Annotated in this window: 20 protein-coding genes; 3 read left to right on the top strand and 17 right to left on the bottom strand. The window is 69.4% G+C overall.

The genetic code is table 11. The features are described 5' to 3' along the window. Positions 1–92 precede the first annotated feature (92 nt). The 9 genes from rsfS to rplU all read right to left on the bottom strand — a co-directional run bounded on the left by rsfS (position 93) and on the right by rplU (position 6,828). Positions 93–470, bottom strand: coding sequence for a ribosome silencing factor (gene rsfS / locus ACI2JZ_RS00740; protein WP_336640150.1), 378 nt, complete (start codon positions 468–470; stop codon positions 93–95). After that, positions 470–1,687 (bottom strand): hypothetical protein, encoded by a 1,218-nt coding sequence (locus ACI2JZ_RS00735; RefSeq protein WP_404596218.1) that lies wholly within the window; start codon positions 1,685–1,687, stop codon positions 470–472. Before ACI2JZ_RS00735 ends, rsfS begins: the two co-directional genes overlap by 1 nt. After that, on the bottom strand, positions 1,684–2,286 hold the full coding sequence (gene nadD, locus ACI2JZ_RS00730; RefSeq protein WP_247622165.1) for a nicotinate-nucleotide adenylyltransferase: 603 nt from the start codon (positions 2,284–2,286) through the stop codon (positions 1,684–1,686). Before nadD ends, ACI2JZ_RS00735 begins: the two co-directional genes overlap by 4 nt. A gap of 6 nt (positions 2,287–2,292) precedes the next feature. After that, on the bottom strand, positions 2,293–2,517 hold the full coding sequence (locus tag ACI2JZ_RS00725) for a hypothetical protein (RefSeq protein WP_247632000.1): 225 nt from the start codon (positions 2,515–2,517) through the stop codon (positions 2,293–2,295). Positions 2,518–2,568: 51 nt separating this feature from the next. Continuing rightward, positions 2,569–3,822 carry a glutamate-5-semialdehyde dehydrogenase gene (locus ACI2JZ_RS00720; RefSeq protein WP_404596217.1) on the bottom strand — a complete coding sequence of 418 codons (1,254 nt, stop codon included), beginning with the start codon at positions 3,820–3,822 and terminating at the stop codon, positions 2,569–2,571. A 29-nt stretch (positions 3,823–3,851) separates the two neighbouring features. Further along, positions 3,852–4,634 (bottom strand): glutamate 5-kinase, encoded by a 783-nt coding sequence (gene proB, locus ACI2JZ_RS00715; RefSeq protein ID WP_247631998.1) that lies wholly within the window; start codon positions 4,632–4,634, stop codon positions 3,852–3,854. Beyond that, positions 4,631–6,133 carry a GTPase ObgE gene (obgE, locus tag ACI2JZ_RS00710; protein ID WP_404596215.1) on the bottom strand — a complete coding sequence of 501 codons (1,503 nt, stop codon included), beginning with the start codon at positions 6,131–6,133 and terminating at the stop codon, positions 4,631–4,633. The genes proB and obgE overlap by 4 nt, the downstream gene beginning before the upstream one ends. A 110-nt stretch (positions 6,134–6,243) precedes the next feature. Further along, positions 6,244–6,501, bottom strand: a complete 258-nt coding sequence (rpmA, locus tag ACI2JZ_RS00705) for a 50S ribosomal protein L27 (protein ID WP_404596214.1) — start codon at positions 6,499–6,501, stop codon at positions 6,244–6,246. 18 nt (positions 6,502–6,519) lie between these two features. Further along, positions 6,520–6,828 (bottom strand): 50S ribosomal protein L21, encoded by a 309-nt coding sequence (rplU, locus tag ACI2JZ_RS00700; protein WP_247622159.1) that lies wholly within the window; start codon positions 6,826–6,828, stop codon positions 6,520–6,522. Positions 6,829–7,040: 212 nt separating this feature from the next. Here rplU and ACI2JZ_RS00695 point away from each other — a divergent pair, with 212 nt between their 5' ends. After that, entirely contained in the window at positions 7,041–7,307 is a 267-nt protein-coding gene (locus ACI2JZ_RS00695) for a DUF4031 domain-containing protein (RefSeq protein ID WP_247622158.1), read from the top strand. Here the strand turns inward: ACI2JZ_RS00695 and ACI2JZ_RS00690 are convergent. Next, positions 7,272–9,665 carry an Rne/Rng family ribonuclease gene (locus ACI2JZ_RS00690; RefSeq protein WP_404596213.1) on the bottom strand — a complete coding sequence of 798 codons (2,394 nt, stop codon included), beginning with the start codon at positions 9,663–9,665 and terminating at the stop codon, positions 7,272–7,274. The two genes, ACI2JZ_RS00695 and ACI2JZ_RS00690, sit on opposite strands and share 36 nt — an antisense overlap. 281 nt (positions 9,666–9,946) lie before the next feature. On the opposite strand from ACI2JZ_RS00690, the gene ACI2JZ_RS00685 reads away from it, so the two are divergent. Then, entirely contained in the window at positions 9,947–10,564 is a 618-nt protein-coding gene (locus ACI2JZ_RS00685) for a vitamin K epoxide reductase family protein (RefSeq protein WP_247631995.1), read from the top strand. Between the two features lie 63 nt (positions 10,565–10,627). On the opposite strand, the gene ndk is transcribed toward ACI2JZ_RS00685, so the two are convergent. From ndk to ileS, 4 genes are read right to left on the bottom strand one after another with little or no spacing between them, the layout of a single operon-like run. Then, complete coding sequence (gene ndk, locus ACI2JZ_RS00680; protein WP_067120383.1) at positions 10,628–11,044, bottom strand: nucleoside-diphosphate kinase; 417 nt, start codon at positions 11,042–11,044, stop codon at positions 10,628–10,630. 1 nt (position 11,045) lies between these two features. Next, the gene (locus ACI2JZ_RS00675) at positions 11,046–11,468 is read right to left on the bottom strand and encodes a DUF4233 domain-containing protein (protein ID WP_247622155.1); all 423 of its coding nucleotides are present in this window, start codon (positions 11,466–11,468) and stop codon (positions 11,046–11,048) included. Next, entirely contained in the window at positions 11,465–12,817 is a 1,353-nt protein-coding gene (locus ACI2JZ_RS00670) for a bifunctional folylpolyglutamate synthase/dihydrofolate synthase (protein ID WP_404596212.1), read from the bottom strand. The genes ACI2JZ_RS00675 and ACI2JZ_RS00670 overlap by 4 nt, the downstream gene beginning before the upstream one ends. Continuing rightward, a complete protein-coding gene (gene ileS, locus ACI2JZ_RS00665) occupies positions 12,814–16,164 on the bottom strand; it encodes an isoleucine--tRNA ligase (RefSeq protein WP_404596211.1) in 3,351 nt (1,116 codons plus the stop codon). The genes ACI2JZ_RS00670 and ileS overlap by 4 nt, the downstream gene beginning before the upstream one ends. Positions 16,165–16,444: 280 nt before the next feature. On the opposite strand from ileS, the gene ACI2JZ_RS00660 reads away from it, so the two are divergent. After that, the gene (locus ACI2JZ_RS00660; RefSeq protein WP_404596210.1) at positions 16,445–17,095 is read left to right on the top strand and encodes a pentapeptide repeat-containing protein; all 651 of its coding nucleotides are present in this window, start codon (positions 16,445–16,447) and stop codon (positions 17,093–17,095) included. Between the two features lie 9 nt (positions 17,096–17,104). On the opposite strand, the gene ACI2JZ_RS00655 is transcribed toward ACI2JZ_RS00660, so the two are convergent. From ACI2JZ_RS00655 to ACI2JZ_RS00645, 3 genes are read right to left on the bottom strand one after another with little or no spacing between them, the layout of a single operon-like run. Further along, entirely contained in the window at positions 17,105–18,619 is a 1,515-nt protein-coding gene (locus tag ACI2JZ_RS00655) for an ATP-binding cassette domain-containing protein (protein WP_404596209.1), read from the bottom strand. After that, the gene (locus ACI2JZ_RS00650) at positions 18,616–19,428 is read right to left on the bottom strand and encodes an ABC transporter permease (protein WP_404596208.1); all 813 of its coding nucleotides are present in this window, start codon (positions 19,426–19,428) and stop codon (positions 18,616–18,618) included. Before ACI2JZ_RS00650 ends, ACI2JZ_RS00655 begins: the two co-directional genes overlap by 4 nt. Then, positions 19,425–20,369 carry an ABC transporter permease gene (locus ACI2JZ_RS00645; protein ID WP_404596207.1) on the bottom strand — a complete coding sequence of 315 codons (945 nt, stop codon included), beginning with the start codon at positions 20,367–20,369 and terminating at the stop codon, positions 19,425–19,427. Before ACI2JZ_RS00645 ends, ACI2JZ_RS00650 begins: the two co-directional genes overlap by 4 nt. Between the last annotated feature and the right edge of the window lie 13 nt (positions 20,370–20,382).

The following is a 20,382-nucleotide window of genomic DNA, read 5'->3' as shown; positions in this document are numbered from 1 at the left end:
AAAGAGTGTGCGCGCCGGTATACCGCCGGGGAAGACCCTTGACAGAATCCATGCAGGATGCCGCGCCCGGCTCTCGCGGGCGCGGCAGGGGGTCACTCCCCTGCGACGGGCTCCGGGAGGTCGATCGGCACGACGGGGCAGTCCTTCCACAGGCGCTCGAGCCCGTAGTACACGCGCTCCTCCTGATGGAAGACGTGCACGATCAGGTCGCCGAAGTCCATGAGGACCCAGCGCGACTCGGCGCGACCCTCGCGGCGGACACGCTTGTGCCCCTCCGCGATGAGACGGTCCTCGATCTCGTCGGCGATCGCGGCGACGTTGCGCTCGCTGTTTCCCGTGACGAGCAGGAAGATGTCGACGAGCGGAAGCGGCTCCGAGACGTTGAGCGCGACGAGGTCTTCACCGCCCTTCGAGACGGCGGCTGCGGCAGCGATCTGCAGCATGGCTTCAGCGGTTTCAGGTGATTGCATCAGAACACATTCGTGGTGAAGGCGACGACGAGGACCACGCCCAGTGCGAGGGCGAGACCACCCGCAACGATCGCAAGGATGAGCATGAGTTTGTTGCCCTTTTCGGGGGCGGGCGGTCGGATGACCTCGCCGGCGGGCTTGATGGTGCTGACCGCCGAGCTGGCGGCGATCGGCGTGGGAGAAGAAGCAGGCGGCAGTTCGCCGTCGATGAGGACGGCATCGACGTCCTTGCCGTCGGCGACGCCGTGGGCGTGACCCTGGGAGCCGATGCCGCGCGGGAGTTCGTAGGAACCGGTGACGAGGATTTCGCCGGTCGATGCGACCGGTCCCGAGAGCGATCCCTCGCCCGGCGAGGGCGTGAAGATCAGCGCGCTGGGAGACGTGTGCTGAGAGCCGCTCGAATCGCCGACCGTGAGCAACTCGTCGAACGACGGTGCGAACGGCTTCTGCGTCTTGTCGATCACGGACGCCCCGAACGCCGGGTTCACGGTGGGGCGCTCATCGGGAGCGATGACCTCGTCATCGTCTCCGACGTCGGCGAGCACGTCATCGGTGTCCGAGAGGGCGGGTTCCTGGTCGAGGCCCAGAACGGCATCGACGTCGTCGACGTCCTCCTGCGGCTCCTCGGCTGCCGCGTCGAGAGGCATCTCACCCACGGATGCGCTCGCGCCGGCGGCGCTCACGGGCGTGATCGCGACCTCCGCGTCGTCTTCATCGATGTCGTCGTCGGTCGAGACGGCCGGTGCGGCCGGTGCCGAGAACTCCGGCACGGCGGAGACGATCGGCGTCCGATCGGCCGGGGGCTGCTCCTGCGGCGCCGGCTCCTGTGCCACCGGTGCCGGCGGCTCCACCGGAGCGAGCGGCGTGGCGTCTTCGGGTTCGACGACGGGAACGGATGCCGTGCGCACGCGCTCCTGGTCACGCGCCTGGCGGCGGGTGAGTGGGGCGGCCGCGGATGCGGGAGCGGCTGCTTCTTCGGCGACGGGAGCGGGCTTCGCCGCAACGGGCTTCTGCGGGGCAGGCTTCTCGACGGCGGGCTTCTGCGCGGCAGGCTTCTCGACGGCGGGCTTCTCGACGACGGCGTCGGACTCCCGCGTCTGCGCGGGCGCGGCAGCCGCCTCCTCGTCGGTGATGACGGGCGTCGATCCGGTCAGTCGGATCTCACGCAACTGCTTGCGTGTCAGCGGACCCTGGCCGTGCTGATCCGATGTAGTCATGACTTGCTCCGATACAGATGATGCTTCGCGATGTACTGGACGACCCCGTCGGGAACGAGATACCAGACCGGCTGGTCGTCCCGGACCCGCTCTCGGCAGGCGGTCGACGAGATCGACAGGGCCGGCACCTCCAGCTGGCTGACGTTGTCGCTCGGGAGGCCGTCCGTGCTCAGGACGTGTCCTGGCCGGGAGACCGCGACGAAGTGGGCCAACTCCCACAACTCATCATGGTCCCTCCAACTGAGAATTTGCGCCACGGCATCCGCTCCCGAGATGAAGAAGAGCTCCGCATCCGGTCGGTCCCGTTTCAGATCCCGCAGGGTGTCGATCGTGTACGTCGGCCCTTCGCGATCGACGTCGACGCGGCTGACGGTGAACTGCGGGTTCGATGCCGTCGCGATCACGGTCATCAGGTACCGGTGCTCGCTCGGGGTGACGTCCGACTTCTGCCAGGGGCGCCCGGTCGGGACGAAGACCACTTCGTCGAGATCGAAGGAGTGCGCGACCTCACTGGCGGCGACGAGGTGACCGTGGTGGATCGGGTCGAACGTTCCACCCATCACACCGATGCGCGGAGCGCGCGAGGTCACGGTCTTCATAGTTCCTTAGTGGCCGTGCCCTGCCCCGTGGCCGTCCTTGCCGTGCTTCGCAGCCCAGGCCTCGGCCTTGGCCGAGTGACGGTTGGCGACGTTGCGGTACGACAGCGTCACGAGACCGAGGAAGGCGAAGATGATCGCGGCGATCACACCGAAGATCACGGTCTCGAGGGCAACGTTGCCGTGGTGCTCGGTTTCCGCAGCGGCCATCGCGACCTGTGCGATGAGGTTCATCGTTTCTCCGTTTCGTGACCTGAGTCAGTGCAGCGCCATCCAGTCTATCCCTCAGCCGCGCGTCTGCCCCGACCCACGCGCCAGCCATTTCGTGCTCGTGAGCTCGGCGAGACCCATCGGGCCCCGCGCATGCAGCTTCTGCGTCGAGATACCCACCTCGGCGCCGAAGCCGAACTCGCCGCCGTCGGTGAAGCGGGTCGAGGTGTTGACCATGACGACCGCGGAATCGACCTCGGCGAGGAAACGCTCGGCGTTGCGGGTGTCGGTCGTGATGATCGACTCGGTGTGACCGGTGCTGTAGCGACGGATGTGCGCGAGGGCCTCGTCGAGGTCGTCGACCACCTTGATCGCGATGTCCAGGCTGAGGTATTCGGTCGCCCAGTCCTCCTCCGTGGCCGGGATGACGTTCGACACGAGCCCGGCGACCATCTCGTCGCCGTGGATCGCCACGCCCTCGCTCTGCAGCGCACTGGCCACGAGGGGCACGAGACGCGGCGCCGCCTGACGATGCACGAGAACGGTCTCGACCGCGTTGCAGACGCTCGGCCTCTGCACCTTCGCATTGACCACGATGTCGCGGGCCCAGTCGTCCGGCGCCGACTCGTCGAGAACGATGTGCACGTTCCCGGCCCCCGTCTCGATGACCGGAACGGTCGATTCCGTGACGACGGTCTCGATGAGCCCTGCGCTCCCGCGCGGAACGAGCACGTCGATGTAGCCGCGTCCGTGCATGAGCGCCGTGGCTCCGTCCCGACCGAAGTCGTCGACGGTCTGGATCGCCTCGGCGGTGACGCCCGATCGCACCAGCGCCTCCCGCATGACCTCGACGAGAACGGTGTTCGACTCACGCGCGGCGCTGCCGCCCCGGAGAACGGCCGCGTTTCCCGAACGCAGTGCGAGAGCGGCGATGTCGACCGTGACGTTCGGCCGCGCTTCGTAGATCGCGCCGACCACGCCGAAGGGCACTCGGATCTGCTCGAGGGCGACACCGTTCGGCATCCGATGCCCGCCCACCACGCGACCCACCGGGTCCGGGAGCGCGGCGACCTGGCGAACAGCGGCGGCGAGAGCCGCGACGCGCTTGTCGTCGAGGCGCAGACGGTCGATCAGCGAGTCGCCGATCCCGTTCTCGTTTCCGCGCGCGATGTCGAGCTCGTTGGCGGCGATGATGCGCTCGGCGTCGCGCTCGAGTCCGAGGGCGATCTCCTCGAGAACGCGCTCCTTGTCGCCACTGGTCAGAGCGGCCGTCGCGCGCGACGCCTCCTTCGCGCGCTCGAGGCGCACCTGCGGGGTCTGATCGGTCATCCGCCCAGTCTAGGGCGCACCGATCCCGCTCAGACGGCGGGCTCGAACCAGGTGCCGACCTCGGCGCCCGAGAGCGCCCGATCCACCAGATCGGCACTCGTCACCAGCACGCCGATCCCCGACGCGGCCGCGAGCCGGGCGGCGGAGACCTTGGTGGCCGCTCCCCCGGTGCCGACGCTGTTCACGACCGTCGCCCCGAACTCGAGTCCGCTCAGATCGGCATCCGCGGCGATCACGTCGATCGGCTCGGCACCGGGATCGGAGGGCGGGCGCGTGTAGAGCGACTCGATGTCGCTGAGCAGCACGAGAGCGTCGGCTTCGATCAGCTGAGCGACGAGGGCTCCCAGGCGGTCGTTGTCGCCGAAACGGATCTCCTGGGTCGCCACCGTGTCGTTCTCGTTGACGATCGGGAGCACGCGCAGCCCGAGAAGGCGCTCCATCGCGCGACGGGCGTTGCTGCGCGAGGTGGGGTTCTCGAGATCACCGGTCGTCAGCAGCACCTGGCCCGCGACGATGTCGAACGGACGCAGCGCCTCCTGGTACCGGTAGACGAGGATGTTCTGACCGACGGCCGCGGCCGCCTGCTGGGTCGCGAGATCGGTGGGGCGGGCGTCGAGACGCAGGAACGGGATGCCGGACGCGATCGCACCGGACGAGACGAGGACGACCTCGGTGCCCCGCCCGTGCGCGGCCGCGAGGGCCTCGACGAGAACGGGGATGCGCCAGGACGCCTCACCGCTGATCGACGACGATCCGACCTTGACGACGATGCGCGCAGCCGTGGCGAGGTCTGCACGCGAGCGTGCGGTCACTCGCCCTCTTCGCGATAGGCGGCGAGGCGCTGGGCCTCGACCTCCGCGCGCGCCGCGGCCTTGGCATCCATTCGCTCGTAGTAGTTCTCACGACGCTCCGACGTCGTGCGTCGGGCGTTCGGCGCGAGACGCGGGTCGGTCCCTCGCGGGGCCGTCATGAGTTCGGCGGCCGAGGTCATCGTCGGCTCCCAGTCGAAGACGATGCTGTCGCCCTCGCCGATGACGACGGTCGATCCCTGCACCGCGCCGAGGCGGAAGAGCTCGTCCTCGACGCCCAGCTTCTCGAGCCGGTCCGCGAGATAGCCGACGGCCTCCTCGTTCTGGAAGTCGGTCTGCTGCACCCACCGCACGGGCTTCTCGCCGATGATGCGGTAGACGTTGCCGTAGGTGCCGCCCTCGACCCGGATCGTGAACTCCTTCTTGGAGCCGCGCGGACGGATGACGACGCGCTCACGGGGCACCTCGACGGCGGCCTGCTCGGCGCGCACCTTCTCGACGAGCTCACCGAGAGCGAAGGTCAGCGGACGCAGACCCTCGTGCGAGACGGTGGAGATCTCGAAGACGCGGAATCCGCGCTCCTCGAGATCGGGGCGGACGAGCTCGGCGAGATCACGCGCCTCGGGCACGTCGATCTTGTTCAGGGCGACGAACTGCGGGCGCTCCAGCAGAGGGGTCTGCCCCTCGGGCACCTCGTAGGCGGCCAGTTCGGCGAGGATGACGTCGAGATCGGAGAGCGGGTCGCGCCCCGGCTCAAGCGTGGCGCAATCGAGCACGTGCAGCAGCGCGGAGCAGCGCTCGACGTGGCGCAGGAACTCCAGTCCGAGACCGCGCCCCTCGCTGGCGCCCTCGATCAACCCGGGCACATCGGCGACGGTGTAGCGCGCGTCGCCGGCCTGCACGACACCGAGATTCGGGTGCAGCGTCGTGAACGGGTAGTCGGCGATCTTCGGCCGTGCGGCCGAGATCGCGCCGATCAGGCTCGACTTGCCGGCCGAGGGGTATCCCACGAGCGCCACGTCGGCGACGGTCTTGAGCTCGAGGACGACATCGCCCTCGTACCCCGGCGTACCCAGCAGCGCGAAGCCCGGAGCCTTGCGCTTGGGCGACGAGAGAGCAGCGTTGCCCAGGCCGCCCAGGCCGCCCTTCGCCACCACGAAACGCTCGCCCGGGATGATCATGTCGATCAGCACGTCGCCGTCGGTGTTCTTCACGACGGTTCCGACGGGCACCGGGAGCTCGAGATCCTCCCCCATGAACCCGGCACGGTGATCGCCCATGCCGAACCCGCCGTTGGGCGACGAGCGGTGCGGAGAGTGGTGGTACGAGAGCAGCGTGCCGGTCTGCGGGTCGGCGACGAGCACGATGTCGCCGCCGTTTCCGCCGTTGCCGCCGTCCGGGCCACCGAGAGGCTTGAACTTCTCGCGGTGCACCGAGACACAGCCGTTGCCGCCCTTACCCGCGCGCAGGTGCAGCGTCACGGTATCGACGAACGTGACCATGTGTCGGTCTCCTCAGGTGGTAGCTGTTGCCCATCGGAATCGGTGGGCAGATACACGGACGGGGCGAGCCGAAGCCCGCCCCGAACCGGATGTCTGTTGCTGTGCGGCGATTACTCGCCTGCAGCGACGATGTTGACGACCTTGCGGCCGCCCTTCGCGCCGAACTGCACCGCACCGGCGGACAGCGCGAACAACGTGTCGTCGCCGCCACGGCCGACGTTCACGCCGGGGTGGAAGTGGGTGCCGCGCTGACGGACGATGATCTCGCCGGCGCTGACCTGCTGGCCGCCGAAGCGCTTGACGCCGAGGCGCTGAGCGTTGGAATCACGACCGTTACGGGTGGAGCTTGCGCCCTTTTTGTGTGCCATGTCCTGGTCTCCTCGGTCTTACTTGATGCCGGTGATCTTGACGCGCGTGAGCTCCTGACGGTGGCCCTGGCGCTTCTTGTAGCCGGTCTTGTTCTTGTACTTCTGGATGATGATCTTCGGGCCGCGGAGGTTGCCGATGACCTCGGCGGTGACCTTGACCTTGGCCAGCTTGTCGGCGTCGGTGGTCACCGTAGCGCCGTCGACGAGCAGCACAGCGGCAAGCTCGATCTTCTCGCCCTGGGCAGCCTGCACACGGTCGAGCTGAACGATCGTGCCGACCTCGACCTTCTCCTGCCGCCCACCGGCGCGCACTACTGCGTAAACCACTTCATACCTGTTTCGTTGGGGAGCTCGCGGCTCCGAGAATCTCACGGGAAGACTGTTGCTTGCATGCGCCGCGGGGCGACGGGTGCGAATGCAAGACTCTCCGCTTCGACCGACGAGGACGACGCGGCATACGCACCAAGGGACTACTTTACCGGATGCCGGAGCCACTCGCAAAGTGAGCCGAGGGGTGTGTCCGGTCATAGGCTTGCGGGATGACCGTTCTCGTCGACGACCCGCTCTGGCCCGCGCACGGACGCCTGTGGGCGCACCTCGTCAGCGACGAGAGCCTCGACGAGCTGCACGCGTTCGCGCTGAGCCACGATCTCCCCCCGCGCGCCTTCGATCTGGACCACTACGACGTGCCGGAGGAGAGCATCCCCCGGCTCGTCGCCGGCGGCGCCCAGCACGTCGGCGGCAAGGAGCTCGTCCGACGGCTGATCGCCTCAGGCCTCAGGATCCCCGCTCGCGACCGGCGCTGACGCCTCGCCGTTCACCGATACCGGGGTGCCGGTGAGCGCCGCGGTGCTGACACGACGGCGTCCACGACCCTGTCCCGGTGCCTTCGGCTCCGGGAGTGCGTCGAGCACCGAGTCGAGCAGCTGCTCGGCCTGGCTGCGCGGCGCGGGCTTGCGATCCGCCCCACGCTTCTTGCGGGGCTTCTTCGCGCGCTCCGGCGCCTCGACCGGCGCCTCGTCGACGACGACCGCGTCGCCGTCACCCTCGGCGGGAGCCTTCGTGGATGCCGCGATCTGCGCCAGGGCCGACTTCGCACCCTCGGGGATGCTGTGCGTCACGTTCGCAGCGGGCGGGGCGCTCTGACTCTGTCCGCCACCGTTGCCACCGCGCTGACGGCGGCCGCTCTGGTTGTTGCCGTTGCCCCCGTTGCCGTTCCCACCGTTTCCGTTGGAGCGGTGCTTGACGACGGGGTCGTGGTGCACGATCACACCGCGGCCGGCGCAGACCTCGCACGCCTCGCTGAAGGTCTCGAGGAGGCCGAGGCCGAGCTTCTTGCGGGTCATCTGCACGAGACCGAGCGAGGTGACCTCGGCGACCTGGTGCTTGGTGCGGTCGCGGCTGAGGCACTCGATGAGACGGCGCAGCACGAGGTCGCGGTTGGACTCGAGCACCATGTCGATGAAGTCGACCACGATGATGCCGCCGATGTCGCGCAGGCGCAGCTGGCGGACGATCTCCTCGGCGGCCTCGAGGTTGTTCTTGGTGACCGTCTCCTCGAGGTTGCCGCCGGAGCCGACGAACTTCCCGGTGTTGACGTCGACGACGGTCATGGCCTCGGTGCGGTCGATCACGAGCGAACCGCCCGACGGCAGCCAGACCTTGCGGTCGAGCGCCTTCTCGATCTGCTCCGTGATCCGGAACGCGTCGAAGGGGTCGGCGGCGTCTTCGTACGACTCGACGCGCTCGAGGAGGTCGGGGGCGACGCTCTCGAGGTAGGAGCGGATCGTGCGCTGCGACTCCTCGCCCTGGATGAGCATCTTCGTGAAGTCCTCGTTGAAGACGTCGCGGACGATCTTGACCAGAAGGTCGGGTTCGGCGTGCAGCAGCGCGGGAGCCTGCTGGCTCTCGACCTGCTTCTGGATGTGCTCCCACTGCGAGGTCAGACGCTGCACGTCGCGCGTGAGCTGGTCCTCCGTCGCACCCTCGGCGGCCGTGCGCACGATGACGCCGGACGACTCCGGCAGCACCTCCTTGAGGATGCGCTTGAGACGCGCGCGCTCGTTGTCGGGCAGCTTGCGGCTGATGCCGTTCATCGAACCGCCGGGGACGTACACGAGGTAGCGGCCGGGGAGCGAGATCTGGCTGGTCAGGCGCGCGCCCTTGTGGCCGACCGGGTCCTTGGTGACCTGCACGAGCACGCGGTCGCCCGGCTTGAGGGCGAGCTCGATACGACGGGGCTGGTTGCCGGTCTCGACGCCGTCCCAGTCGACCTCGCCGGAGTAGAGCACGGCGTTGCGGCCACGGCCGATGTCGACGAAGGCGGCCTCCATGCTCGGGAGCACGTTCTGCACACGACCGAGGTAGACGTTGCCGATGAGGGAGGCGTCCTGGTTGCGCGCGACGTAGTGCTCGACGAGGACCCCGTCCTCGAGGACGCCGATCTGCGTGCGGCCGTTCTTCGATCGGACGACCATCTTGCGGTCGACGGATTCGCGGCGGGCGAGGAACTCGGCCTCGGTGACGACCGGACGACGGCGACCGGCGTCGCGTCCGTCACGGCGGCGCTGCTTCTTGGCCTCGAGACGCGTGGAGCCCTTGATCGCCTTCGGCTCGGTGATGTACTCGACGACGCGCTGGCGCTGACGGGGAGCATCGCGCTGGTCGTCGCCCTCGGATCCGCCACGACGGCGGCGTCCGCGACGACCGCCGTCGGCATCGTCGAGCTCGCGCTCGGGAGCCGGGCCACGACCGGGGCGTGCCGGCAGCGGCACGATCTCGGGGGCGTAGAAGTGCAGCTGGGTGGAGACCTGCGACACGAACACCTCGGGGAGCAGACCCAGCGACACGGCGGTGACCGCGGCGTGCTCCTCGGGAGCGGCAGGTGCCTCGGGAGCGGCAGGCTCCTCGACCGAAGACTCCTCGGCGACGGGCTTCTCCTCAGCCGAGGGCTCCTCGACCGTGGACTCTTCCTCGGCCGCGGGCTCTTCCGCGGCCACGACGGTCTCCTCGACCTGCGCGACCTCTGCGGGAGCATCCGACTCGGCCGGGGCCTCGTCTTCCGGAGTCTCGCCCTCGGGAGTCGGGGACTCCGTCAGCTCCTCCGCGGCGTCAGCCGGGAAGTCGAGGGTAGGGGTGTTGTTGTCATTGTTCTCATCGGCCATCTCTGGCTTGCTCCCTGCGCGGATCACCGGAGTGTTCCGCGAAACTCATGCGGCACCCGCGGGTGCCGCGAACTCACTCGATCTGCGGCCGGCTCGTAGCTCTGGTCGCGTGGGGCATGGGCCCCGAAGTCTGCGTCGACACGTGTCACGGCTGGGCCGCTCATCGCGTCACAGGCCATTATCGCACCAAGTTCCGCAGAATGCGGCATCCGTGCACGTCCGGAGATTTTCTCCGGCCCCGTTCTCGCCCGATCCATAGCCGTCGCTGAGATAATCCTCAGATGAGCGAGCAGCGCACCCGCCCCGTCATCTTCGCCGTCTGGCTGATCATCGCGAGCGTGATCGGCTGGTTCGCCGCCTTCCAGCTCACGGTCGAGAAGTTCGTGCTCCTCGCCGACCCGGACGCCGCACTGTCGTGCGATCTGAGCGCCTTCATCCAGTGCGGCAAGAACCTCGAGTCCTGGCAGGGATCGGTGTTCGGCTTCCCGAACCCGATCCTCGGCCTCACCGGGTGGATGGCACCGCTCGTCGTCGGTGTCGCGATCCTCGCCGGCGCCCGCTTCCCGCGCTGGTTCTGGGCCCTCTTCGGCGTCGGCATCACCTTCGCCTTCGGCTTCGTCTGCTGGCTCATCTCGCAGAGCATCTACGACCTCATCGTCCTGTGCCCGTGGTGCATGGTCACGTGGGCCGTGACGATCCCGACGTTCTTCGCCACCATGCTGCATCTCACCCGCAACGGCACCTTCACCCGCCACGAAGGGGCGCAGCAGCGGGCCGACAAGCTCATGGCGTGGGTGCCGCTGGCCACGGTCATCGCCTACGCGATCATCGTGCTGATGGCGCAGACCAAGGGCATCGACTTCCTCGGCGAGATGGTGCGCATCATCACCGGCGGCTGACTCCGCGCAGGAGAAAGGCCCGTCCGCTTCCGCAGCGGACGGGCCTTTCTCATGGAGTGCGACTCAGTCGAACCAGATGCCGAGCTCGCGTGCGGCGCTCTCGGGGCTGTCCGAGCCGTGCACGAGGTTCTGCTGGACCTTGAGGCCCCAGTCTCGGCCGAAGTCGCCGCGGATCGTGCCGGGGGCTGCGGTCGTCGGGTCGGTCGTGCCGGCGAGGGAACGGAACCCCTCGATCACGCGGTTGCCGGCGAGGCGGATCGCGACCGACGGCCCGGACAGCATGAACTCGAGGAGCGGCTCGTAGAACGGCTTTCCCTCGTGCTCGGCGTAGTGCGCGGCGAGCAGGTCGCGGTCGGGCTCGACGAGGCGGATGTCGACGAGCGCGTAGCCCTTCGCCTCGATGCGGGCGAGGATCGCGCCGGTGAGGCCGCGAGCGACGCCGTCGGGCTTGACGAGGACGAGGGTTTCTTCGGTGGCCATGTCATTCACTCTCTGTCTGAGTCTCGGTCGAGGGCTCGGTCGGGCGTTGTGCATCCACCCGCGCCCCCTTGATGGTCGCATACGCCCACATGCCGCCGAAAATCAGGACGACGAACAGGATGGACGGAACCAGGATCGCGGACAGGGCGATGATGACCTGCACGATCCACCCTGCGGTGATGGCCCAGGGCCGGGTGATCATCCCGGCGATGGCGATGCAGACCAGCGCCATCACGATGCCGCCCACGATCCCCCACCACTGCGGGATGGCCGGCGGGAGCGAGCGCAGGCCGAAGATCGTGAGTCCGACGAGGAACACGACGATCGACTCGAAGCCGAGCACGACCGGCGCGAGCTTCTGCACGAGGGTACGAGGTGGCCGTGGCGGCCGTGGAGCGCGTCCGCCGGCGGCGCTGGAGGTCATGCGCGCCACCCGGACTTCCAGTCCTCTTCCTCGGCGAGGGCGATCGCCTCGCCCGCGAGCACGACCGATCCGGCGATGACGACCGCTCGGCGGTCGTTGGACGCGGCCCACTCCCGCGCGGCATCGGCCGCATCGGCGAGGGTCGGATGCACGGTGGCGCGCTGTCCCGTCTGTTCGACGAGGTCGGCGATCACATCGGCGTCCGACGCGCGATCGGATTCGGGGGCCGTGGCGAAGACATGCGCCGCCGCAGGAGCGAGCTGCGCGACGATGCCCGCGGCATCCTTGTCGGCCAGGACCCCGAGCACCACACCCCACTCGTCGAAGTCGAAGCTGTCGTCCAGCGCCTGCACGAGCGCTTTCGCGCCGTGCGGGTTGTGGGCGGCGTCGACGACGACGGTCGGGGCGACACCCAGCAGCTGCAGGCGGCCGGGCGACGTGGCGCCCTGCAGACCCTCCGACATGATGTCGTCGGCGATCCGCTGCGACGCTCCACCGATGAGCGACTCGACCGCCGCGACGGCCAGGGCCGCGTTGTGGCCCTGGTGGGCGCCGTAGATCGGCAGGTACTCCTCGACGTAATCGCCGGCCAGGCCGCGTATCGTGAGCAGCTGCCCGCCGACCGCCAGCTTCTGCTCGGCGAGGCCGAAGTCGTCGCCCTCGAAGGCGATCGTCGCTCCCCGCTCGGCGGCGACTCGGCGCAGCACCTCGGCTGCCTCGGCCGGCTGCTGCGCCGAGACGACGGCTGCGCCGTCCTTGATGATGCCGGCCTTGACCTCGGCGATCTTCGCGATCGTGTCGCCGAGGCGGTCCGCGTGATCGATGTCGATGGGCGAGAACACGGCGACGTCGCCGTCGGCCGTGTTGGTCGAATCCCATTCGCCGCCCATGCCCACTTCGAGCACGAGCACGTCGACCGGAGCATCCGCCACGGCGACGAAGGCGAGCACCGTCAGCAGCTCGAAGAACGTCAGCGGCGCGTCGCCCGCGGCCTCGAGCTCGGCGTCGACGATCTCGACGAACGGGGCGATCTCGTCCCAGGCGTCGGCCACGGCGGCGTCGTCGATCGGCTCGCCGTCGATCATGATGCGCTCGGTGAAACGCTCCAGATGCGGGCTCGTGAAGAGTCCCGTGCGCAGACCGTGCGCGCGCAGCAGGCTCTCGATCATCCGCGCGGTCGACGTCTTACCGTTCGTCCCGGTGATGTGCACGACGCGGTAGGTGCGCTGCGGGTCGTCGAGGAAGGCGAGGATGCGCGCGGTGCGCTCCTTGCGCGGCTGCACCCAGCGCTCCCCCGCGCGCCCCAGAAGGGTCTCGTAGACGGCATCCGCCCGTTCGCGAGCACTCATGCGGCACCGCCGATCCGGGAGACGGCGATCGTGAAGGCCGCACGGTTCGCGTACGTGCCCTTCGCGATGTCGGCGATGAACTCGGCCCCTGCGACGGGGCGGTCCTCCCGGTGCAGCGAGTGCTCGACGGCCAGCGTCTCCCCCGCCACATCCGCGATCTCGAACGCGGAGGCGACGGCATCCGCGTCCTCCTCGCTCGCGAACCGCAGGTCCAGGCGGATGCGGTCGCTCACGTCGAAGCCGGCGTTCTTGCGCGTCTCCTGCACGGCGCGGATCACGTCGCGCGCCAACCCCTCGGCCTCGAGCTCCGGGGTCGTCTGCGTGTCGAGCAGCACGAAGCCTCCGGTGGGCACGATCGCGAGGGCCTCGCCCTCGGGGCGACCCGTCGTCTCGAGCACCAGCTCGTACTCGGCCGGTTCCAGGGCGATGCCTCCGGCCGTGACCACACCGTCGACCTCCGACCAGTCGCCGGAGCGCGCGGCCTGGATGGCCTTCTGCACCTCTTTGCCGAGGCGCGGTCCGGCCGCTCGCGCGTTCACGCTGAGGCGGTGGTCGATGCCGTAGTCGTGGGCGGTGGTGTCGGCGAGTGCCACCAGCTCCACCGACTTCACGTTCAGCTCCTCGCGCAGGATGTCCTCGAACTGCCCCAGCGTCGAGGCGAGCGGCGACACGACGGTGAGGCGCGCGAGCGGAAGACGCACGCGCAGCTTCTCCTTCTTGCGCAGCGCGTTGCCGACGCTCGAGAGTTCGCGGACGGCATCCATCGCGTCGCGGATCTCGTCGGCGGCGGGGAACGCCGCGGCATCCGGCCAGTCCTGCAGGTGAACGCTGCGCCCGCCCGTGAGTCCCTGCCAGACGCGCTCGCTGATCAGCGGCACGAGGGGCGCGGCGACGCGGGTGAGCGTCTCGAGCACGGTGTAGAGGGTGTCGAAGGCCTCGCGGCTCTTCGGGTCCTCGCTCACACCCACCCAGAAGCGGTCGCGCGAGCGGCGGATGTACCAGTTCGTCAGCACCTCGGCGAAGTCGCGCAGGCGACCGGCTGCGGTGGTCGAGTCGAGTCCTTCGAGGTCGGCGCGCACCTCGCGCACGAGGTCACCGAGGCGCGCGAGGATGTACCGGTCGAGCACGTCGGTCGAATCGGTGCGCCACGACGCCTCGTACCCGTCACCCGACGCATTCGCGTAGGTGGCGAAGAAGTACCACGAGTTCCACAGCGGCAGCAGGAACTCCCGCACGCCCGAGCGGATGCCCTCCTCCGTCACCGCGAGGTTGCCACCGCGCAGCACCGAGCTCGACATGAGGAACCAGCGCATCGCGTCGGAACCGTCTCGATCGAGCACCTCGGAGACGTCCGGGTAGTTGCGCAGCGACTTCGACATCTTGTAGCCGTCGCTGCCGAGCACGATGCCGTGGCAGCTGACGCCGGTGAAGGCCGGGCGGTCGAAGAGCGCGGTCGACAGCACGTGCATCACGTAGAACCACCCGCGGGTCTGCCCGATGTACTCGACGATGAAGTCGGCGGGTGCGTGCGTGTCGAACCACTCCTGGTTCTCGAACGGGTAGTGCACCTGGGCGTACGGCATCGAGCCCGAGTCGAACCACACGTCGAACACGTCCTCGATGCGCCGCATCGTGCTCTTGCCGGTGGGGTCGTCGGGGTTCGGACGCGTCAGGTCGTCGATGTACGGGCGGTGCAGGTCGATCTCACCCTCGGGATTGCGCGGCAGCGTACCGAAGTCGCGCTCGAGGTCCTCGAGCGAACCGTAGGCATCGACGCGCGGGTACTCGGGGTCGTCGCTCTTCCAGATCGGGATCGGCGATCCCCAGTAGCGGTTACGGCTGATCGACCAGTCGCGCGCGCCCTCGAGCCACTTGCCGAACTGTCCCTGCTTGACGTTCTCGGGCACCCAGGTGATCTGCTCGTTGTTCGCGAGCATGTCGTCCTTGATGTCCGTCACGCGGATGAACCAGCTCGACACGGCCTTGTAGATCAGGGGGTTCCGGCAGCGCCAGCAGTGCGGGTACGAGTGCTCGTAGCTCTGCAGACGCACGAGGCGGCCGTTCTCGCGCACCAGACGCACGAGCGGGGTGTTCGCGTCCATCCAGAGCTCACCGGCGACGTCGGTCACGCTCGGCAGGAAGCGCCCGCCATCGTCGAGCGACAGGATCGTGGGGATGCCGGCGGCACCCGCGACCCGCTGGTCGTCCTCACCGTAGGCCGGGGCCTGGTGGACGATGCCGGTGCCGTCGCTCGTCGTCACGTAGTCGTCGACCAGGATGCGCCAGGAGTTCTCGGTGCCCCAGACCTCGGCATCCGCGTAGTAGTCGAAGAGCCGGTCGTACGTGACGTCCTGCAGCTCGGATCCGCGGACGGATGCCTCGACCGCGGCGAGCGCCTCCTCGGCGCTCTCGTAGCCGAGATCCTTCGCGTAGCCGCCGAGCAGTTCGCGGGCGAGAAGGTAGCGGTGGGCGGAGGCCTCGACCGCGGCATCCGCGGATCCTGCGACCTGGTGCACGTCGGCCGCGCCGTTCGGGCCGGCCGGCACGACGACGTACTCGATGTCGGGACCCACGGCGAGCGCGAGGTTGGTCGGGAGGGTCCACGGCGTGGTCGTCCACGCGAGGGCGCGCACGGCGGTGAGGCCGAGTGCTTCCGCCTTCGCGCCCGTGAGCGGGAAGGTGACGGTGACGGACGGGTCCTGACGCATCTGGTACACGTCGTCGTCCATACGCAGCTCGTGGGCGCTGAGCGGCGTCTCGTCACGCCAGCAGTACGGGAGCACGCGATAGCCCTCGTAGGCGAGGCCCTTGTCGTACAGGGTCTTGAACGCCCAGAGCACGCTCTCCATGTACCCGAGGTCGAGCGTCTTGTACCCACGGTCGAAGTCGACCCAGCGGGCCTGGCGGGTGACGTAGTCCTGCCACTCGCGCGTGTAGGCGAGCACCGAGCTCTTCGCCTTGTCGTTGAAGACGTCGATGCCCATCGACTCGATCTCGCTCTTCTCGGTGATGCCGAGCTGCTTCATCGCCTCGAGCTCGGCGGGGAGCCCGTGGGTGTCCCACCCGAACACGCGGTCGACCTTGTGACCGGTCATCGTCTGGAAGCGCGGGAACACGTCCTTGGCGTAGCCGGTGAGCAGGTGGCCGTAGTGCGGCAGGCCGTTGGCGAACGGAGGGCCGTCGTAGAACACCCACTCGGGCGAGCCCTCGCGCTGCTCGATCGAGGCGCGGAAGGTGTCGTCCGTCTTCCAGAACTCGAGCACCTCCTCCTCGATCCGGGGGAAGCGGGGGCTGGGCGCGACAGAGGCGTCGGCGGCGGGGCCGAAGGAGGAACGCGGGTAGGTCATCGTGTCTCGCAGTGGTCGTCGTGGCGGATGCTCCTGCGAGGACGACCCTGCCGGGCCGCGGTACCACCTCGCGTGCGTTCCCGCCCCTCTCGGTGCGTTCACGCCACTCTCACTGCGGCTGTGACGGGCCTGCCCCGCTCGGTTCTACTGAGCCCGTCGCCGGGCCGTTCTTCCGAGAGCTCCCCGGTGATGCCGGATCGATGCTCGTCCTTCCAGTGTACGCGCCCCGGCGGGCCTGCGGGATCCCGTGAGTGTCGGCGCTCCGCCCTACGCTCGAGGAATGGCCCGCTCCCCCGAGACCCCCGTCGCACCTCGCGTCTCGCCTCCCGACCTCCCCGATCACCTCGACGCCGCCGTCGCCGCGCGCAACGCCGACCTCATCGCCGCACGTATCGAGCTCGCAGGCGACGCCGACCTCGCCTACGCCTCGCTCGAGCAGTGCGTCGTGACCGCGGATGCCGACACGATCGACCTCACGGGGGCCACCGTGCTCGACGTCGACGTCACCGGCATCCGCGCCGCGTCGGTCAAGCTCCGCGGCGCCGGCATCCGCCGCCTGCGGGTGACCGGCGGCCGCATCGGCACGCTCGATCTCAGCACCACCCGGGTGTCCGAGCTCGAACTCCGCGATCTCCGCATCGACTACCTCAACCTGGGAGCGGCCCGCGTCGAAGACATCGACGTGATCGGATGCCGCATCCGCGCTCTCGACATGCCCCAGGCGGAGCTCACCCGGGTGCGCTTCACCGATTCGGCGAGCGACGAGGTCGACACCCGCGGCATGCGGGCGACCGATGTCGATCTGCGCGGACTCGACGCTCTCGCCTTCCTCGACGCGAACAGCCTGCGCGGCACGACGCTCACGGCTTTCCAGGTGCAGCAGCTCGCCCCCGTGTTCGCCGCGGGGCTCGGCATCCACGTCACCGACTGAGCGACCCGATCAGGGTCGGCGCACGCCGCTCGCCGCGAGCAGCTCCCGGGTGAACGGATGCTGCGGAGCCGCGAACACCTCGGCGACCGCCCCCTGCTCCACGATCCGGCCGCCCTGCATCACCAGGACGTCGTCGGCGACCGCTGCCACGACGTCGAGGTCGTGGGAGACGAAGACCATCGTCAACCGCCTTTCGCGCTGCAGCCGGTGGAGCAGACGCAGCACGCGCTCCCGCACCGAGGGATCGAGCGCCGAGACCGGCTCGTCGAGCACGAGCACGTCGGGATTCGCCGCGAGCGCGCGGGCGATCGCCGCGCGCTGCCTCTGCCCGCCGGAGAGTTCCGACGGGCGACGCCGGGCCAAGGACGGATCGAGATCGACTTCACCGAGAAGGGCCGAGACGCGCTCCCGACGTTCGGCACGCGGTACGCCGCCCGCCGCGAGCGCCTCGTGCAGGGAGCGGCCGACGCTCCAGCGCGGATCGAAGGCGCCGAGCGGATTCTGGTGAACGAACTGCACCCGGTGCGCCCCGTTCCAGCGGATGCTCCCGGTATCCGGCGCCTGCACCCCCAACAGCACCCGTGCGAGCGTGGTCTTGCCCGATCCGGATTCCCCGACGATCCCGAGTGTCGTTCCCTGACGCACGTCGAACGAGGCATCGACGAGGGCGGGAACCCCCGCGAACGCCACCGAGATCCGCTCGACCGAGGCGACCGTTTCACCGCCGCCATCTCTCGCCTCACGGGGCTCGTGCAGGGTCGCGGCGATGAGTTGCCGCGTGTACGGATGCTGCGGCTCCTCGAGCACCTCGGCGACGGCGCCCTCCTCCACGATCTCTCCGTCGCGCATCACCAGCACCCGGTCCGCGAGCAGGCGCACGGCGGCGAAGTCGTGGCTGATGAAGAGAACGGCGGTACCGGCATCCGCGATCTCCCGCAGCAGACCGAGGATCTTCGCCTGCACGGTGGCGTCGAGCGCCGTGGTCGGCTCATCGGCGACGAGTGCGGCGGGCCCGGCTGCGAGCGCCGAGGCGATGAGCGCCCGCTGGCGCAGACCGCCCGAGAGTTCGTGCGGATACTGGCGCACGCGACGCTCGGGGTCCGGCATCCAGACCCGGCGCAGCAGCGCGAGCACCCGATCCCGCAGGGCGCCGCCCGCCCGCGCGTGCAGGCGCAGAGGCTCCGCGATCTCCGATCCGATGCGCTGCAGCGGGTCGAGGGCCACGAGGGCGTCCTGCGCCACCAGGGCGACGCGCGCGCCGCGCACACTTCGCCATCCGCGCTCGTCGAGGCCGCGCACGTCCGTGCCGCCGACGCGCATCGCGTCGACGGTGACGGCGGCTCGGCGGGGAGCGAGTCCGAGAAGCGCCCGGGCGGTGAGGGACTTCCCCGCTCCGGACTCGCCCACGATCGCGACGCACTCGCCGGGTGCCACGGTGAGCGACACCCCGTCCACGACCGCGGCACCGTCGATCGTGATGCGCAGGCACTCCACCTCGATGACCGGCACGCTGTTCTCGCTCATCGCCCGTTCCCCTCCGCGCGAGCCCGCAGCACGCGACCGACGATCGTCGCCGCGACCACCGTGACGGTGATGGCGATACCGGGGAACACCGAGATCCACCAGGCCTGGCCGAGCACGTTCCGACCGCCCGCGAGCATGAGGCCCCACTCCGGTGTCGGCTCCGCCGGCCCGAGTCCGAGGAAGCTGAGTCCGGAGGCGGCGAGGATGCTCGACCCGATGCCGATCGTCGCCAGCACGCTCAGCGATCCGAGCACGCCGGGGAGGACATGCCGCCAGAACGCCACCAGGCGCGGCACGCCGAGGATGCGGGCGGCCTCCACGTGCTCGGCGACGCGGAGGGTGCGCGTCTGCACGCGGGCGAGTCTGATGTACACGGGCACCGCGGCGAGCGTCACGGCGATCGCGACGTTCACCGGCCCCGGCCCGAGGACGGCGATCACGACGAGCGCGACCAGGAACTCGGGAAATGCCATGAGCACGTCGTTCACCCGCATCAGCGACACGTCGACCCAACGGGGTGCGAGACCGGCGACCGCTCCGATGGCGAGCCCGGCCACCAGCGCGATCGCCGTGGCGAGCAGCCCGATACCGACCGAACGCGCGGCGCCGAACACGACCCGGGAGTACACGTCGCGGCCGCTCTGGTCCGTGCCGAAGAGGTGGTCGGCACTCGGCGGGAGCAATGCTCCCCGCACATCGGTGAGCACGGGGTCGTGCGTCGCGAGGACTCCGGGAAAGGCTGCGGCGAACGCGATGAGGCACAGCACCCCGACGGCCGCCCACAGCAGCACCCGCTGCGCGCGGCTCATCGGCTCGCCCCACGGTCGACCGTGCGCACGCGCGGGTCGATGAGCGGATGCACCAGCTCCACGATGACGTTCACGATCACGAACACGAGCGCACTGAGCAGGATGATGCCCGAGATCACGGGGAGGTCGCGGTCGCTGATCGCGGCGAGCGTCACCCGTCCGAGTCCCGGCCGCGCGAAGACGGTCTCGACCAGCACCGCCCCGCCGAGCACCGATCCGGTGAGGTAGGCGGTCAGCGTCACGGCTCCCGCTGCCCCATGGCGCAGACCGTGCCGCAGCGTGAACCACCCCGCACTCGCACCCCGAGCGCGCACGGTCTCGGCGAACGGCATCCGCTCGGCCTGCACGAGGCCGTCGCGCAGCACCTGCCCGAGCAGTGCCGCGACGGGCAGGGCGAGCGTGATCGCCGGAAGCACGATGGTGGCGGGGTTGCTCGCGCCCGACACGGGGAACCAACCGAGCCCGAACGCGAACACGCTCAACAGCACCAGCCCGATCCAGAACACCGGTGACGAGAGCACGACCAGCTCGACACCCGTCGCGACCGCACGCGCTGTCTCCCCGCGCACGAGCAGCGCGACGGAGAGGGCGATCACGACGGCGATGAGCAATGCGAGCGCCGAGAGCTGCAGGGTCGCCCCGAGCTGCCGACCGATGACCTCCGCCACCGGCATCCGCAACTGATACGACTCCCCCAGGTCCCCGCGCACCAGCCGGCCGAGATAGTCGACGTACTGCTCGAACGGTGGACGGTTCAGACCGAGGTCTTCTCGGATGCCGTCCTTCACCGCTTCGCTGACCTGCGCCTGGGGGCCGAGCATCACCGACACCGGATCGCCGGGGATCACGCGGAAGGCCAGGAACGCCACCGTCGCGGCGCCCCACAGCACGACCACCACGGATGCGACGAGACCGGCGATCTTCGCGAGCGCAGCCTTCACCGCTCTCCTCTCA

It is taken from the genome of Microbacterium sp. NPDC087868 (genome assembly GCF_044900755.1).
Taxonomy (GTDB): Bacteria; Actinomycetota; Actinomycetes; order Actinomycetales; family Microbacteriaceae; genus Microbacterium; species Microbacterium galbinum.
The sequence above is the reverse complement of the archived record's forward strand: the minus strand, read 5'-3'. Positions and strand labels throughout refer to the sequence as shown.

Excerpts from the sequence above, each read along its gene's own strand:
- rsfS (WP_336640150.1), bottom strand. The coding sequence starts at position 470 with ATGCAATCACCTGAAACCGCTGAAGCCATGCTGCAGATCGCTGCCGCA.
- ACI2JZ_RS00735 (WP_404596218.1), bottom strand. The coding sequence starts at position 1,687 with ATGACTACATCGGATCAGCACGGCCAGGGTCCGCTGACACGCAAGCAG.
- nadD (WP_247622165.1), bottom strand. The coding sequence starts at position 2,286 with ATGAAGACCGTGACCTCGCGCGCTCCGCGCATCGGTGTGATGGGTGGA.
- ACI2JZ_RS00725 (WP_247632000.1), bottom strand. The coding sequence starts at position 2,517 with ATGAACCTCATCGCACAGGTCGCGATGGCCGCTGCGGAAACCGAGCAC.
- ACI2JZ_RS00720 (WP_404596217.1), bottom strand. The coding sequence starts at position 3,822 with ATGACCGATCAGACCCCGCAGGTGCGCCTCGAGCGCGCGAAGGAGGCG.
- obgE (WP_404596215.1), bottom strand. The coding sequence starts at position 6,133 with ATGGTCACGTTCGTCGATACCGTGACGCTGCACCTGCGCGCGGGTAAG.
- rpmA (WP_404596214.1), bottom strand. The coding sequence starts at position 6,501 with ATGGCACACAAAAAGGGCGCAAGCTCCACCCGTAACGGTCGTGATTCC.
- ACI2JZ_RS00695 (WP_247622158.1), top strand. The coding sequence starts at position 7,041 with ATGACCGTTCTCGTCGACGACCCGCTCTGGCCCGCGCACGGACGCCTG.
- ACI2JZ_RS00690 (WP_404596213.1), bottom strand. The coding sequence starts at position 9,665 with ATGGCCGATGAGAACAATGACAACAACACCCCTACCCTCGACTTCCCG.
- ACI2JZ_RS00685 (WP_247631995.1), top strand. The coding sequence starts at position 9,947 with ATGAGCGAGCAGCGCACCCGCCCCGTCATCTTCGCCGTCTGGCTGATC.
- ndk (WP_067120383.1), bottom strand. The coding sequence starts at position 11,044 with ATGGCCACCGAAGAAACCCTCGTCCTCGTCAAGCCCGACGGCGTCGCT.
- ACI2JZ_RS00675 (WP_247622155.1), bottom strand. The coding sequence starts at position 11,468 with ATGACCTCCAGCGCCGCCGGCGGACGCGCTCCACGGCCGCCACGGCCA.
- ACI2JZ_RS00670 (WP_404596212.1), bottom strand. The coding sequence starts at position 12,817 with ATGAGTGCTCGCGAACGGGCGGATGCCGTCTACGAGACCCTTCTGGGG.
- ileS (WP_404596211.1), bottom strand. The coding sequence starts at position 16,164 with ATGACCTACCCGCGTTCCTCCTTCGGCCCCGCCGCCGACGCCTCTGTC.
- ACI2JZ_RS00660 (WP_404596210.1), top strand. The coding sequence starts at position 16,445 with ATGGCCCGCTCCCCCGAGACCCCCGTCGCACCTCGCGTCTCGCCTCCC.
- ACI2JZ_RS00655 (WP_404596209.1), bottom strand. The coding sequence starts at position 18,619 with ATGAGCGAGAACAGCGTGCCGGTCATCGAGGTGGAGTGCCTGCGCATC.
- ACI2JZ_RS00650 (WP_404596208.1), bottom strand. The coding sequence starts at position 19,428 with ATGAGCCGCGCGCAGCGGGTGCTGCTGTGGGCGGCCGTCGGGGTGCTG.